Consider the following 15,801-nt stretch of genomic DNA (forward strand, 5'->3'; position numbering starts at 1 on the left):
GTGAACTTCTGTCATTACAAATACGTAGTATATCCCAGACGTCCGTTATAAATTTCCTCATCTACTACAAATATCTCATTATCAACTAACAGCTTTACTTCTATCCGATAGTCGGTTTCCATTGGAAACAAATACTGGCTTAGATACCGAATCAACTGTTCTCCAACCCCTCCTGGCAAATAAGCTTGAATGCAGTGGGCATCTGTTGGTAGCACCTGAATCAATACAGAAGAATGTACCTCTACATATTCGTCACCCATAACCCAATCTACCCCCAACCGTATCTCTCCCAGTCCGATGCCTGGTTGTTCAGCACGATAGCGGAGCGGAGGCTTGTGAATAATATTGACAGTATCTTCCAGTAAGGTTTCAAAACTTAATCGTATTTGTTCCCAGTCACCTGCTATCCGATGCACCATTGGCAGTAGATATAACAGATTATGTATCTGAGAAGGAGTTAGAAATGCCGGAAAATTCCAGAACTCTGAAAACAAATCTCCTTCAAAGAATCCTTCTCCCTCAAATAAATATTTACGTTCTTCCAGAATAAGCTTTACCCGTAATCTATAGTACTCCTGTTCCAGAGGCAGAAAAAAGCGTCTAGCAGCATTTTCCCGTTCCTGTTGTTGTTTTATCTCCTTGAGAACTTCTTTTTTGGTTGCAGGAGGTTTATTCTGACTCGGCTGATGAAAAATGCCTTCCGGTAAAGAATCATATAATCCATCTCTGTTTATTTCCAGACAAAGTTTTTTCTTTCCTGACCTTGCCATTTCTTCTACCCTGGCTTTTCCAATATCATTCTGAAAGTTTCGCTTGAACAATCCGATTGGAAGAATTAGCAACTCTTCCATTGACAAACCGTTCTCCAATAGATTGGCAAGCAGTACTTCTGCACGAATGTCGACAGGCAATCGGTTAATCTGCTCAATATATGTGTCAAATGCAGACATCGTCAGTTATGAAAAGATGATTCGAAAAGGCAGATTACCAACTGTCTGTGCTTCCAGTATAGCTTTTAACTGCAATCCACGTTGCTCCCATTCTCTGGCAGTTTGTTCTATACCTCTGGCAGGCTTGACAATGACTTCAATACAGCGTACAAAACCTGCATTAAGTGCATTGCTTATCATAAAACTTCTATGTACTTCTACAGATTGCGCCACATCTCCCAGTTCTTTCAGGCAGCTAGCCCGTACATCTTCCAGCGTCACAATCCGGTTCCGGGATAGCAAAGCTTTCCGATAGTGATTAATTTTTTCGGAAGCCTTTAAACGATCCCTTCCTCCTTGAGTAGTAGTAAGCAGATAAATCCTGTCTTTTTGCACATTCGCATCTGCATAAGCGGATAGTTTGCTCCCTACCGGAATCCGGTTAGCCTGACTTCCATGGCAAGTCCAATATTCTACAAATACATTTTCACTCTGTTGTGCTTGTTTAATTACCAGATAGGGAACTGGCGATTCCAGTATATCTTCTCTACCTACCTTTATTTCCAGACGGGCAATGGTCTGATTCAGCTCCCGGATAACAGAGGAAAGGAAATCTTCACCCAAGGCGGAGAATGATGAACTTTCGTCGCGGATCGTATCCAGCATATTGGTCAGCATCTCACGTGCATTCCGGTCATCAAAGCGGTTTATGCCATATTGCAAAGTGTAAGTTCGGGCTTGCAATTCCAGGAGATTACCTAAAGGAACAGATTGTAAACGAACTGAATTGCTATCTCTTACATCCCGTATTCCAAGAAACAGTCCATTTGCCTCCAAAGGAATGATATTGAAATTTGGCTGAAGTTTATAGGTAAGCTTGTTAAGCTTTCTGTTCATGATTGGGATAGCATTGACCGAACAGAGTAAACTATTCAAAGCCTCTGTAGAAATAGCCTGCGAGAAACGGATCTGTATCCAACACAAAGTCTTTCGAATGGATTTTAGAGCACTTTGCCCAAACCATTGTTCCAACTCCTCCGGATAAAGCTTTTTTTCGATCTCTGATCCACCAGTAATAGTAACAAACTGACTTTCAAACTGCCATTCGGTTTCTTTTTCCAGCTTCTTTACACCGTCCAGCTCTTTTTCCAGTGAGGTCAGAGCAAATTCCGACAGATTTGTCTGAGGTAAACCAACCTGAGTGGTTAATTTATGACGTCCGTTATACCATTCACTAAACGGAAGATATTTGTACCATGTATCTCGTTCCGGATGGCTCTGCCAGTCAAAATAAACAGACAGTTGTTGTAAGCTGGTAATATCTTCATCCAGTTCCAGCCCTATCCAAAGTGTCTGAAAGGAAGCAATATAGCCTGACTTCGCCTGTGCAACAGCTACTTTCTGTACTCCTTCTTCTATCTGAAACAGCGTATGGGAAGAGGCTATATAGGTGATAGACGCATTAAATATGGGTAGCTTACGCAAAGGAGAGAAATACACATCTGCCTCTGTCTGACGCACAGTACGATCAGTATTGCGTAGCCGAAAGGCAAACTGCGAATCGGGGGTTACAAAACTAACAGGCTCAGTAGAACGCATCTGTAAAATTCCATAAGCAGCCTTGGCCGTTTCAACTTCCGGATTCATCAACTGCGCCAACCGATTGAGCAGACGGTTCTGTGTTTCACTGATCTCTGCAGAGATTTTCTCAAACTCCACAGAACATGCTTCTATTAACAATGCAACCAACGGATCAAAAGCTTCCAGTTCTGTTTCAGAGTATCCCCATAACTCTGCAGCACGACGAAGCATTCGGTTTTTGACCTGTGCCCGCATAAAACTTTTGGAAGACAAAATATCTGATTGCATAGAATGTAATGTTTGGAATAGTACTGTGATACGGTGTGCATCGAAAGATTACTTACATCAAAAAGATAAGGGAGAGATATAGAATGCCTTATAAAACTCAAACTTTTCGTTTGTCTGATTCAACACGCCATCAATCCAGATTCCTAATCGACGCTTAATCCTGCGTTTGTGCTCACCCAATGTAAACTCATGATCTTCCATTTCTGCACGTACCCGTACATTTGCAAGTCGCTTTTCATATTCCGCAATGGTCGTTGTGACAGATTTTACAATTTCATCTTTCCAGCGATTGCTTGATTGCAGGCTAAAATCTTCTTCCCAAATACTACAGCCATACTCTCCATCAAAACGTGACTCCCGAAAATGTGTAGTAAGGAGCAGAAACAGATTCTGAGCAACTGACTCCCGCAAACCACATTGTGTATGCATTTTCTTCTGCAAAATCTCGTCGAGTCGCAGAGGTAATGTGTAATAGCTCTTAGGCATAGCAAACCGTCCTTTCAAGTAGTAAGCCTCAAAACCGGAAAGCGATGCCAGCGCCCAGTCCAACAGAAGACACAGGTATTTTCAGATTCAGATTATCTGTCCGACGCTGAGATTCATCTATCTCTATAGGTTGATCAATCTGACTGGTATTAGCATCAACATATGTATATTGTGCTTTGGTCACTTCTGAGCTATTAGACTTAAGCTGTACACTGGAAATAACTAGTTCTACAAAACCCCGTAACTGATCTACAATACGAAACTGGATACCCAAGGCAGCCTGATAGCCAAATCCTACCTTTTTCTCCAATTCATTGGTCATCTCAATTTCGTATCGTGCAGAAGGATTGTCAGGATAGGTAAAGTTAGAGGTATTTACATAGGATAGTTTAGTAGGAATTCCTATACAAACTCCTAATCGGTTATAGATATAATATTCAGGCTTGGATACTGCCTTAAAGGTGATATTAGGAATGATATTTACAATTGTGTAGTCATAGTTCTTTTGCACTCTGGCAATATAACTGGTAGTTGGTTCAGACGAATTGATTCGGTACTCAGAAGTTGTCGTATAACTTTCTGTAGCAGTACCTCCCAGAATATATTCTCCATCTATACCTATATTAATAAAGTCATTGACAACCAACCCTACTCCACCTCCTACCCGCAAGCCAGCCCCAAATGACTTATCTACTTTGTAATCAGAACTTTTGGTTGTATAGGTGGTTGTACCATTGCCTGAGCTATAGGAATACGTACTGGATGGATCTACTCCCTGTCCGCTAAAGCCACCAGGTGTAAGCAAGCCATAAAATCCATAGGCCTTTACATAAAACTTATTTTCAGCAGCAGACTTTTTATTGGCTGACTCGGATGAAAATGGAGCAACTTCCGGAGAAGCAGCCATCTGAGCCATTATCCGGACACTCAATAAGGCCATAAAAACAGTCAGCAATAATGGTTTCGATGTATTCATAATTGAAATAGTAGTAAGAATAGCTTTGGTTATAGGTTGTAGATGACCTTATAGTCTTCAAATCGTGTTTCGTTCTGCTTTGATGATGAAGTTATCCTGTATATTATTCTGCTGGAATGTCAGATCCGGATCGAAGTAACGCCTAGGAAAGAATCGCCCTCTGACTGCATAGAAATGCCATCCATAAGGGTGGTTCTGTGAATCTGTAAACTGAATTCCATTGACACCATTTTGTTCATTGTAGTCATTCAGAAATATCAGAAACAGCTCTCCCAATGGCATCTGTAATGGAGCCTTCGCCTTAAAATTAGTTGTAGCAGCATCTGTAGCCCGTTTGGGAAATTCAAACTGTACAACCAGAATTTTAGACAAGTCAATCAAATCAAGATCAGGCATAGCCCCACCTAATGGATAGTACCATTTTTTGTATTCAGCATCCGGAATAGCCCGATAGGATCTATAAGTCCAGGCAAACAGATAGGGTATAACAAATGGAATTACACAGGTAGCAAATCCGGCATTGCCAGCTTTAAAAACCAGAAGATATAAAAGCCATATGCTTATTCCTCCCAGAATCTGTACAATGAGTGTTAAACCCAGACCATAAAGATCCTGATTCGTCTCTGGTGCAGTAAAAAACCGATACAACAGAAATAAGTGTGCAATACCTAACCCAAACCCAAGCAATTGAGCCAATAAATACCAACCCTGCATTGCCAAAGGGGATAAAAGTCCAAGCAATCCAGTCAGAATCAGTAGCAGGACCATGCCTGCCATATACAAAATACCTTTTGTTGGCTTAACAGAAGTTTTCACCTGTCAATAGGGTTTAGATTAGGAATCAAATAATAGAGTATCAGACCTATGATCAGGCATGATTTTCATGGGCCACGCCACTTACTTCTATTTTGCGGGCGGAAATATTCAGACTGACAGTCATGGCACTGGCAGAGGTAGAATTGAAAGACTCGGAATAGCCTACACAGTAAGCGTCTTCAAACTTGACTTCTTTTAAAGTAGAGTCTTCGTCTATTTTTTTGAAAACGATACTGCCATTGGTCTTTTTATAGGGATCAATCATCCAGCCCAAAAGAGCGGTATCGTCACTGGTAACAATCTGAATAAACAGATTACCTCCTTTTACATTGGATGCCGGACGGCCTTTGTCGTCAGTAGCCTGACCAAATGAGAAGTTACAGCTTAACACATCGTATTCTCCGCCTTCTACTTGTAATGTTGCATTAAATGATGACATAGTGGTAAAGTGATTAGTAAGTGGAACTGAATAATAAATAAGTCTGCTTCTTTTAGTTATTGAGTCAATGCTTTTAACTGAAGTCTATACTCGAGGGTATATACCGCTGATAATTCCAAACCTGTCCCAGCTCCTGGCACATCAAACATAAAAGCCAATGGACCAGAGCCTGAGTAGTTAAGTCCATTAATCACAGCATTGGCAACATTGGTAACGCCATTGTACTGATTCATATTCATTGCCCCTTTCGCCATAGCCTCAAATGCCTTGTATTCATTTTCAGATAAAGGAATTTTTCCGAATCTGTCTTCAAAAGCTATATTAAGTCCGGGACCACCGATATCAAGCCCATGTAGATCCACATAAAACTGCGTGTTCAGAACAAGGATAATGGATACGCCTACAGATGCTCCCAATCCAAGGCCTAACCGTACGCCAGGTGTTGCATAACAATACCACGGCGAACCTGAATTACCGGACTTGAGATCATCTAGTCGTATAATAGACCCATCCAGCGATTCAAGGCCTACTACAGCCAACATACCGCCATATTTTAGGACGGAGCCTACCCAGATTTTATAATCAGGAATACTTAAAGCCATTGTCAGAGCTGTTTTGTGTTACGATTTAATTTAGTTTGATAAGTGCGGCTTCTACTTTTACCAAGGCTCCGCCTGATATATCTGTTGTAGCGGAAGAAGATAATTTTAGTTGTGCACTGGCACTAACCTCTGCTGTGGTATCTGCCTGTGCTTTTATCTCCATTCCTTTCAACTTTAAAGCTGCTGTTGCTTCCTGCTCTATATTTTGTTTGGCACTGAGTTTGAAATTCATAGCCTCCAGATTGATTTTCTCATCTGCCTGCATGCTTATATTCTTTGCTTTCAGAGAGATATCTTTCGCTGCTTCCAATACAATATCTCCCTGTGTTTGCAACTGAATTTTCCCATCATCTTCAAAGGAGATAATCAATGCTGCTTTATCCTGTTTATCTATATTTGAGATGGTGATTCGCTGTATATTAGCATTGGGATCATCTTCGAAATTCAGCATGTTACCTCCTCTGAATAGAATCTGCTTAATCGTATTATCCTTGGTAGTATATTTTTCTCCACTCTTTTGAGGATACAAGCTGGTAATTACATACGGCATATTAGGGCTGTTGCCCTGATACCCAATTACCACCTGTGCATCTATTTCTGGAATAAAAAGCATCCCTTTTCCTTCTCCTGTATAGGGATGCCCTACACGTACCCAGGCAGTTTCCTGTTCGGACGACGCCCATAGGAATTGTACTTTTATCCGTCCCATTTCTTCCGGATCATCATTATCAATTACTTTTGCCAAGTCAGAATGAGCTACAGGGTGTATGATAGTGTGATTGGATGGAGGATACTCAGCCGATTCCGGAATAGCTTTAAACTGATTCACATAGTTTCCATTGCCATCTACTTCATGGATAATCTCTGTTACTCTGTATTTACCAAAACTCTCTGTAGCCTGTCCATCTTTTTGTGGACGCACACTACTCACATCCAGTACAGCTCCTACTGAAAAGTCCGGATATTCACCTGTACCACGAAAATCCACCAGATAATTTGCCTCTACCGCTTTCCGTATTTTTACAGTCTGGTCAACAGCCTGCTGGTTATCAAAAGGATGGTACAAAGTCTGCTCACTACTCTGCTCGAATAACCGTGTAGATTCATCCAAGGCAAAGCTGCTGAACTTGCCCAAACCATCTATCGACTGGTCTGCTGACTTACTCAGATATTGCTCATCTTGCATATAGTCATAGACAGCCATACTAAACTTGGATGGCCGCAGCGAAATCGACATATGACAAGTCTGTACCCCATTCACTTCAAATGCAATGGTATCTGAAGATGAATGGTCTCCTATCAGTAGCTCCTTTCCATTGTAATACATCCACTCACCCTGCTCGGCTGCCAGGCGACTCAGAAAAGCGTAATTGGTCTCTTTGTACTGAACTGCATATGACAGTTTCTCATTATGCTGGGTAGCAATCCGACGTTTGATCAGGTTCCGGGGATATTTGCCCAGAATAGACTCTGCAATCTGCCCAAAGGTCTGATCATGAAAGGTTCGTTGCGTCTGGCAATCTTCCAGCAGAATTGTTGGACTATAGCCTTTCAGCAAAAACACATTGACCAGATCACTTGTATTTTTCAAAGCAATCTCTGTGACGATACCTTTGAACGCAAAAGAGAACGATCCCTTTTCCAGTACGGGTTCAAAAGAAAAGGCAATTGCCTTACCACACACATCCTGATGCGCCTGATGAAAGAACATCTCCTTAGGATCTTCTAATTCTTCAAAAGGCACTTCCAATTCAAATGAATGATGGGTAAACAAACTCTGTTCAATGCGCAACCGGGTATAGTGCGTTATCTTTTTTCCAGTCTCCAGTTCGATAGTTGCTTTTACCTGTTGCATTGTTTGTTTAAAGATTAGTTTGTGTGCTCCACACCATCTATTTTTATCTTCTCAGCAGAAATACGTAACAGCATACAGTAACTTCTGCCGGTTCTTTGCTGACAGCCTAGTAAGTCCCGAAATGAATTTTTCAGACTCTCTCCATCTTTTGTTTCATCAGGCCCAATGTCTGTGTTGATTAATTCTGTCTCAAGCAGTAATGAAGAGGAACTCTCATTATCCAGGGTAAAGCTTTCAATTAACGTCATCAGATATGCTCCTTCAAAAGCCACTTCCTTAAAAACTGTATCTACCTGATCTGTTCGGTAAAATAGTATTTGTCCGTCCTGTTTTTTGGTTGGATCAGCCATCCATGATCCCAAAGCTCCATCAGCCGTTCCATCCAGCATAATTCGTATCCGACCAGAATGCACTCCTGATGAAGGTCGTCCCCGCTGATCATATTTCTGACTAAGTGGCACATGACATTGAATCACCTCATAAGTATTGCCAGCTACTTTAAATTCACCTTTAAAAGACATAAAAACAGGAAATAGATTGTTGTCAATACCTACTTAGACTATCAGAGTCGCTTCACCTATAGAGATCTGTTCTCCAACAATCTGAAGAGAACACTTCATAAAGGAGACGTCTGTATAGAAGTTGTCAATCATGTTTACACAGTATGCTTTCTGAAAAGAAATCACCTTGAGTTTAGCATCTTCATCCGTTTTATATATTTCTATTTCTCCATCTTTCTGCAAATGAGGATTTACCATCCACTCGGTTATTTTGGTATCATCCATTGAGTCCATCACAACAAATATGATCCAGAGTGGTTTGGATGCAGGCTGCCCCTTGACATTGGCTTTACGATGGACGGTCACATGGCATGCTGTGAGTTCATACTGTTCTCCATCGAAAAGAAGATAGGCTTTGAATGACATAAAGATTGAAATCTGATTTATGTAAACTATCGGCAATATGTTTTCAGATGGGAACCACAAGGCCGTTTGGATCTGGCATTCCCATTTTACTATCTGTCTATAAAATATCCTGATTATTGTTGCTGATAGTCAGCCTTCCAGTCAGCAGAATCCGGATCATCTCCTTTTTGACCATCCAGTTTGATTACAAACGTCTTGGCAGGAAAATAAGGAACCATATGAATGTCCAGATAAATACGGTCTTTCTTCTGAGGGTCCTGTTCAAACCGAAGCACCTTAAATTTTTCGATCAGTTTACCAGGCCCTGTTACACTATCCAAGAAGCGGGTAATCTGCTTCTGAATATCCATCCGGGTATTGACATTGAAGTTTTCAAAAGCTCTGCGATTCAGAAAATCAATCAGTACTTTGGTGATGTAATCAAATACTCGCACTACCGAGTAAGTCTGCAAACCAATATTATCCCCACTGAAAAGAGTCTTGGCAGCAAATGGCATTACCTTTCCGTATTCCGCCACCATGGGAATTAGTCCTAACTTTTCAATTTCACTGATTTCACTTTTCTTCAATTGGAATCGTACTCCATCTACTTCAAACAATGACCCATGCTTGCGCCCAGCAGTCACCTGTGACATCAGTGTGCTGTATATCCGACCTGCCAGTGCTGTTGATGGAGGCACATATAAGTCCTCTTCTTCTTGTACTTCCTGGTATCTTCCTCTTCCCACCAACCAGTTACAGGTCATAACCACATTCGACAGATACGCATCTCCTCCTGTAAGCTGAGCTGAGTCAAACAGATCTATCACATCTTCCGGAGCATCGAGGTGCTCAAAGTCTGTCACCAGCATAACTTTATTCTTATTGGCAATACGAGCCCATTTATCTACTACTTTTTTAGATCCCAGATATCCTGGTAATACCAGCAGTGAATAGTTATCCCGCAGGTCCAGCCGATCATAGTTTTTCTCAATCTCCTCTGTAATCGCATCAATGAAGGTAGTGTTTTCCAGATTGGTGACTTGCTCCATGTCAGCGTTCATGATCGACACATTCTTTAACTTGTCCTGATCCGCATTCTTAAAGAAATTAGCCACCGAACGATAAGACCGTTCCAAGTCTCGAACGGATGCAAACGCATTACTTAGATTTTGGGTGAGTAACTGAGTAGCGGTTTCAGATTTTTCGGTTGCTTTTTCGATAAGTTCGGGCACAGTCTCAGCACTGCTAATCAGATCAGAAAGCAGCCTCAGTCTTTTCTTTAATGCTTCTCTTTCTGCCTTTTTAGACTCATCCGTTAAAAAGATGCGTTTACGGGCTTTCTTCTCAGGATTCAGGTTTTGTAATCCATCAATAGTAGTTTCCAGAATACCAAAGCCACCGTATTTAGCTAATTTCTGTCCTGCCTGTTCCAGTGAAATAGCAGGCAACTGTTCCTTTACAGCCAATTGTCCTGCCTGAAGATTTTCTTTTGCCTCAGCCATAGTGATTTGTAGTTAATGAGAGTTAGATTGCTGACTGGTAAATCATTTTAAGTGAGAAAGTAAGGGGCTATTCTCCTTCTTCCAGTTCTTTGATGGCTTGCTGAAGAGCAGCAAGGTAAGCTGCCTTTGCTTCTGGATTTTCCAGCAAAGTCTTCAGAATTTTATTGGATTTGAGCTGTCGAACATATTTCTGGAAATCTTCAAACTGTAGATTCAGATTTTGCAGAAATTCACTCTGACTGAGTAGACCTTGTTTGCCAAAGTCAGCTACACTTCGGAATCGGAGTGTCTCCGTAAATGTACTTCCTTGTTCATCTGTAAATTCAACTTCTTTCTCAGGTTGAAAATGCTCAAATACATCTGTAACATTTTTCAGATCATATACAATCTCCGGTTGGATCGGAGGCTCATCGGTAAGTTTCTCAACAAGCAGTGTCCGGTTTTGCGGAATATCGGTAATACCTTCACTTACATTAATTTTGCGTTCCTGTCCGCCAATGCCATAGTCAAACATGATTGTAAGGGTTAGAGAGTAAAAGAATATATTGTTTTATCCACCTATCAGAACTGTAGGGCAGCCCAGCACAATCAGGCCGCCATGTGCGGTCATGTCACCCATCCGGGCTGCGGGCTTTCCACCTATCAAAACTGTAGCAGATCCAAGTATAATACTATCGGGAGGGCCCACACAAGTACACATATCTCCCATTACAGCAGCGGGCATACTACCAATTAAAACAGTAGGCATTCCCGGACCCATTACAGGTCCTCCTACGTGTGGCACCAGCACCGTTATCATCGGGCAGGTATGCATATCACCAATGCGAGCGGCAGGCTTCGACATAATTATAATTAGCTGGTTGTAAACAATTTCTGGTTTATATACTTTAGTAAGTGTGTATTTTGGCTATGTAACTAACCCTTTATACACACTTTATTTTCAGGATTCTTTTTTTCTTTTTCTTGTGACATATCCTGAAAAAATATACCCTCATCCTATCATTCTGGAAGTATCATTCTCTATTCCTGTCCTGTAAGGTCCTTCTCCCTTCGATGTCCTTCAGAAAGGATTCTCTCCCTCCCGGTCCTCCTGAAAGGATCTCGTGACAAGACCGGCGGCCTTTACTTTTGGAATTATTTTCTCTCAGAAAGTAAACACAACTCTATTTGTCACAGGATTCTTTCAGAAGGACAACGAAGGAATGAACTTTCTAAGAAGATAGAGAGTGAGTGATCCTTTCAGGGAACAGGAAGATATTTTTCTTTATTTCCGGACCTCTAGAAAACTCCTCTAATCTGATCGCTGATTTTTCATCCTTTTTGTATGTACTAAGTACGGGATTGCAGAGAAGGTCTTCAATAACCCTTTATACACATAATTTGACCTGCTTAATGGGGAAAAGAGGAATTATAAGAGGATAAGTAAACATATATACCCTTTTATACACAAGTCAGATAGGCGGAACATATAAAATCAGGCATTTATTTACTATTTTCGTATAAGCAGTTGTACCACTCAGATACAACTTACAAACTCCTTAATGACAAATACATTTTATTATAAAGGCTGGCTATTATTTGTATTCCTCAGTTCGTTGGTTCATGCGCAGCTACCATCTGTCTCATTTGAAACTATTACTATTCAGGACGGACTGCCCAGTAATACAACCTATTTTGCCACCCAAGACAAACAGGGATTTATGTGGTTTGGTACCCGCACATGCCCTACCCGATACGATGGATCTACTTTCCGGTCTTTCCTCACACCGGAAACCAATCTTGTCACAGGCATAGCAGCTGACTCTCAGAATACGATCTGGATTTCCAGTGACCGAAATGGAATCTGCCAGATCAAATCCAACTCTATGAACATGCAATCCTTGTATAAGCCAGGTCATACACCTTCAGGGCCACAATCAGGATCTTTCTTTATTGATTCATATGGTAAAGGATGGTATAGTGATATGCAAGGGATAAATCAGATGGATTTGACTACTCATAAAACCAAGTATTATCCTTTGCGCCAGACAAATTATGTATGGATAAAAGCATCGTTTCTTGAAGACAGCCAGCATACACTATGGGCAATCTGTACAGATAACGGTTTATTCAGATATGATCGTAACAAAGATACATTTGTCTGCGTCCTGGGTGCGGATAGCAAAGTACCTGGAAGAAGTGATCCGATTGTTTTTACCAAAGGATGTGTGGATTCTAAAGGTATGCTGTGGTTAGGGTCAGAGAATCGCGGTCTCATTCAGTATAATCCTCACACAAATACCTATCAGACATTTCAGGATATGAACAGACCTTTGGCCATTACCTGTGTCCGAGAAGGGTTTGATGAGAATAATCAAAGAATTTTGTGGGTTGGTACCCATGAAAGACTATGGGTATATCGCCCTGAACAACAAAAATTCTATGACTTTACTAATCTGTTTCCAGATGCCTATAATGTCTATTATATTTTTCGGGAAAAAACCAATGGCATTGTATGGGTCTGCACATCAGAAGGCATTTTGAAATACCATCCACAAAGTAACCTTATTCATAAAGTTCAGCTACCTGTCAATCTCCTTCAATTTTCAGTAACAGTTAATGTCATTACACCAGACCAACGTGACTCTACTGGTCAAAGCTTCTGGTTGGGGCTATCTCGTCAGGGCTTACTGCATTGGAACCGAAAAAGTGGACAGTTTAAACACATACACTTCCCACAGAATCTGCATCAGGCGGAGATTACCTGGATTGACCAGCGACCAGATGGTATACTTTGGATTGGAGTGAACCGATGGGATTATAAACGGGGAGGACTATTTGTATATGATCCTGGCTCAGATAGATTTCTGGATACACCGCTAGCACGTTCAACCATTCCGTTTTATTCTGTGTCCTTCTTTATGTATGGATTCTTTGACAAATCGCAACGTCTCTGGATCGGCAACTCAGATGAAGGTATTCATGTATTAGATACAAAGACAACCAGGGATGTAACTCCCTGGAGCAAAGTAGCCCAGCAACAGTTTCAACACAATAGTAATCTGATTAATGATCTATATCAGGATAGGCAAGGACGTGTGTGGCTTGCAACCTATCAGGGACTATACCTTGCAGATGAAAAACAAAAACGATTTGTAAGTTTGGATTCTATCGCGATCAAAAATAATCCCGGTTTTGATCAGACTGTTAATTCCATCTATGAGGATCATCAGGGACATATATGGGCTGCCCGCTGGGGTAGTATTACAGAAACTGATTCCAAAGGCAACCTACTTACCCTACTTACCAGCAAAGATGGACTATATGACAGAGAGAACAACGGAATTGCAGAAGACACTTTAGGCAATATCTGGATTGGTAACTTTGAAGGATTACATTGTTATAATCCTTTCACTAAACGAATTATCCGCTTCACTATCAATGACGGGCTCTCACAAAACAATACACTGCGACGTGTCTTTACCACACCCAATAAAAAGGAACTCCTGATTGGACAAAAAAATGGATTTGACATTGTAAATGTCTCCAATCTGATGAAAAAGCCTGTATTACCTACATTGGCAATCAGCAGTTTTCAGGTACATGATAAGGTTTTACAGACAGATTTCACTCAGCCTATCAAACTCGAAAGACATGACAATGCCTTTACTGTCAACTTTGTTGCCTTAAATTACACCAAGCTACAAAACAACCAGTATGCTTATTTACTGGAAGGCTTTGAAGAAAAATGGCATCAAAGTGGTTCGGCACATGTGGCTTATTATACGAATCTAGATCCTGGTTCCTATACACTGCGCCTGAAAGCAGGTGATGCCTTTGGGAACTGGAACCCTCATATTACCAGCATACATATCACGATTTTACCCGCTTTTTACGAAACCTGGTGGTTCCGTATTATGATGGCAGTAGCTATCCTCACACTTCTATATGCACTTTATCATTACAGGGTACAACAGATTTTGCAATTGCAACATGTCAGAAACAGGATTTCTGCCGATCTGCATGATGAAATTGGCTCGTCATTAAGTGGTATTAGCATTATGGGAATGATGGTAAAACAGAACCTTCAAAACCCTGCTGTGTCTTCTCCGTTTCTGGACAAAATGATGGAAGAGGTACATCGTATCAGCAGTTCCATGGATGATATTGTCTGGAGCATAAATCCTCACAATGATGAACTGTCCATACTTGTATCACGAATGGTCCGATATGCGTCAGAATTACTGGAAGCGCGGAATATAAACTATCATATTCAGGTTCCTGATTCAATCGAAAACCTGAAACTTGAAATGGAGAAACGACGGGACTTTTATCTCATATTCAAAGAAGCGATAAATAACCTGGTTAAGTATGCCCATTGCAGTCATGCCCGAATAACCATTACAGTCAACCATCATCAGCTACAAATGCTTATAGAAGATAATGGGATAGGATTTGACCCTGCTAGCCATCAGGACCGGAATGGTTTACGAAATCTGCAAAAACGAGCTGAGAATCTAAAAGGAGCTCTATCTATCCGTTCAGCCTTAGGTCAGGGTACAACTATTCGACTACAATTTCCTGTTATACATTGACCAAAAAGGGTTATTGACATCCTGCATATACTCTGCTTTCTTTGTTAAGAGTTCATTTGTATCTGCGTAGTATTTTACAAATACACGTTCACTTATTGTATCCTTCAAAGACAGACATATAGTCACAGTTGTCTTTCATACATATTGGTTAACTAGTTATATCTTTATTCTTATTCTTCTTATGTATCCGATTCATGTAGCCATTTATGAAGATAACGACAAGTTAAGGTCTTTGCTGGAAATGCTGATAGGCAATACAGAGGGGCTGATACTCAAAGGATCTTATGCAAATTGCAGCAATATTTACTGGGATATACGCCACTACAAACCACATGTAATTGTCATGGATATAGACATGCCGGAAGTAAATGGCATAGAAGGAATCCGGATAGTGAAGGAGTATGATGTAAGCATTCGGGTATTGATGCATACAGTATTTGATGATGATGAAAAATTATTTACCTGTCTGAGCAATGGAGCAGATGGATACTTACTCAAAAAAGATACATCCATGCACCTGATTCAATCTATTATGGATGTATATGAAGGAGGAGGACCTATGTCGCCTGGTGTTGCGAGAAAGGTATTGCAAACCTTTCATCAGCCTTTACGTACATCTAGTGAATACAATGTCACCCCACGAGAACGTCAGGTGTTGGAATTACTAGCTAAAGGATATACCTATCGTATGATTGGAATTGAGTTTTCAATCTCTATTGAAACCGTTCGCCGTCATTTGAAGAACATCTATCAAAAACTACATGTTCAGTGTGGACCAGAGGCAGTTGCCAAAGCGATTCGGGAGAAGATTATTCAGGCTTAACCCCAAATCGCTTTTATATGAA

The 15,801-nt window shown here is 40.9% G+C and carries 15 protein-coding genes; 2 read left to right on the forward strand and 13 right to left on the reverse strand.

The window, feature by feature from the left end; translation table 11 throughout:
* Positions 1 to 14: 14 nt before the first annotated feature.
* From QNI22_RS20050 to QNI22_RS20110, 13 genes are all read right to left on the reverse strand, one after another.
* On the reverse strand, positions 15 to 950 hold the full coding sequence (locus tag QNI22_RS20050; protein WP_314513403.1) for a type VI secretion system baseplate subunit TssG: 936 nt from the start codon (positions 948 to 950) through the stop codon (positions 15 to 17).
* Positions 951 to 956: 6 nt separating this feature from the next.
* Entirely contained in the window at positions 957 to 2,798 is a 1,842-nt protein-coding gene (locus QNI22_RS20055; RefSeq protein WP_314513405.1) for a hypothetical protein, read from the reverse strand.
* A 57-nt stretch (positions 2,799 to 2,855) separates the two neighbouring features.
* Positions 2,856 to 3,347 (reverse strand): GPW/gp25 family protein, encoded by a 492-nt coding sequence (locus QNI22_RS20060; protein WP_314513407.1) that lies wholly within the window; start codon positions 3,345 to 3,347, stop codon positions 2,856 to 2,858.
* Positions 3,313 to 4,260, reverse strand: coding sequence for a hypothetical protein (locus QNI22_RS20065; RefSeq protein WP_314513409.1), 948 nt, complete (start codon positions 4,258 to 4,260; stop codon positions 3,313 to 3,315). Before QNI22_RS20065 ends, QNI22_RS20060 begins: the two co-directional genes overlap by 35 nt.
* A 57-nt stretch (positions 4,261 to 4,317) precedes the next feature.
* Positions 4,318 to 5,076, reverse strand: a complete 759-nt coding sequence (locus tag QNI22_RS20070; RefSeq protein WP_314513411.1) for a TssN family type VI secretion system protein — start codon at positions 5,074 to 5,076, stop codon at positions 4,318 to 4,320.
* A 52-nt stretch (positions 5,077 to 5,128) separates the two neighbouring features.
* Entirely contained in the window at positions 5,129 to 5,515 is a 387-nt protein-coding gene (tssD, locus tag QNI22_RS20075) for a type VI secretion system tube protein TssD (protein WP_313989489.1), read from the reverse strand.
* A 56-nt stretch (positions 5,516 to 5,571) separates the two neighbouring features.
* The gene (locus QNI22_RS20080) at positions 5,572 to 6,117 is read right to left on the reverse strand and encodes a hypothetical protein (protein WP_313989487.1); all 546 of its coding nucleotides are present in this window, start codon (positions 6,115 to 6,117) and stop codon (positions 5,572 to 5,574) included.
* A 25-nt stretch (positions 6,118 to 6,142) separates the two neighbouring features.
* Positions 6,143 to 7,972 carry a type VI secretion system Vgr family protein gene (locus QNI22_RS20085; RefSeq protein WP_314513412.1) on the reverse strand — a complete coding sequence of 610 codons (1,830 nt, stop codon included), beginning with the start codon at positions 7,970 to 7,972 and terminating at the stop codon, positions 6,143 to 6,145.
* A gap of 14 nt (positions 7,973 to 7,986) precedes the next feature.
* Positions 7,987 to 8,493 (reverse strand): type VI secretion system tube protein TssD, encoded by a 507-nt coding sequence (gene tssD, locus QNI22_RS20090; RefSeq protein ID WP_314513414.1) that lies wholly within the window; start codon positions 8,491 to 8,493, stop codon positions 7,987 to 7,989.
* 33 nt (positions 8,494 to 8,526) lie between these two features.
* On the reverse strand, positions 8,527 to 8,898 hold the full coding sequence (tssD, locus tag QNI22_RS20095; protein ID WP_313989484.1) for a type VI secretion system tube protein TssD: 372 nt from the start codon (positions 8,896 to 8,898) through the stop codon (positions 8,527 to 8,529).
* 113 nt (positions 8,899 to 9,011) lie between these two features.
* Positions 9,012 to 10,382: a DUF5458 family protein gene (locus QNI22_RS20100; RefSeq protein WP_313989482.1), complete on the reverse strand. Its 1,371-nt coding sequence runs from the start codon at positions 10,380 to 10,382 to the stop codon at positions 9,012 to 9,014.
* 67 nt (positions 10,383 to 10,449) lie between these two features.
* Positions 10,450 to 10,896 (reverse strand): hypothetical protein, encoded by a 447-nt coding sequence (locus QNI22_RS20105; protein ID WP_313989480.1) that lies wholly within the window; start codon positions 10,894 to 10,896, stop codon positions 10,450 to 10,452.
* A gap of 36 nt (positions 10,897 to 10,932) precedes the next feature.
* Positions 10,933 to 11,226: a PAAR domain-containing protein gene (locus QNI22_RS20110; protein WP_313989479.1), complete on the reverse strand. Its 294-nt coding sequence runs from the start codon at positions 11,224 to 11,226 to the stop codon at positions 10,933 to 10,935.
* Positions 11,227 to 11,923: 697 nt separating this feature from the next.
* Here QNI22_RS20110 and QNI22_RS20115 point away from each other — a divergent pair.
* Together QNI22_RS20115 and QNI22_RS20120 are read left to right on the forward strand one after the other, a co-directional pair.
* On the forward strand, positions 11,924 to 14,956 hold the full coding sequence (locus QNI22_RS20115) for a sensor histidine kinase (RefSeq protein WP_314513418.1): 3,033 nt from the start codon (positions 11,924 to 11,926) through the stop codon (positions 14,954 to 14,956).
* 181 nt (positions 14,957 to 15,137) lie between these two features.
* Positions 15,138 to 15,779 (forward strand): response regulator, encoded by a 642-nt coding sequence (locus QNI22_RS20120; RefSeq protein ID WP_313989476.1) that lies wholly within the window; start codon positions 15,138 to 15,140, stop codon positions 15,777 to 15,779.
* Positions 15,780 to 15,801 lie beyond the last annotated feature (22 nt).

Source organism: Xanthocytophaga agilis, assembly GCF_030068605.1.
Classification (GTDB): Bacteria; Bacteroidota; Bacteroidia; order Cytophagales; family 172606-1; genus Xanthocytophaga; species Xanthocytophaga agilis.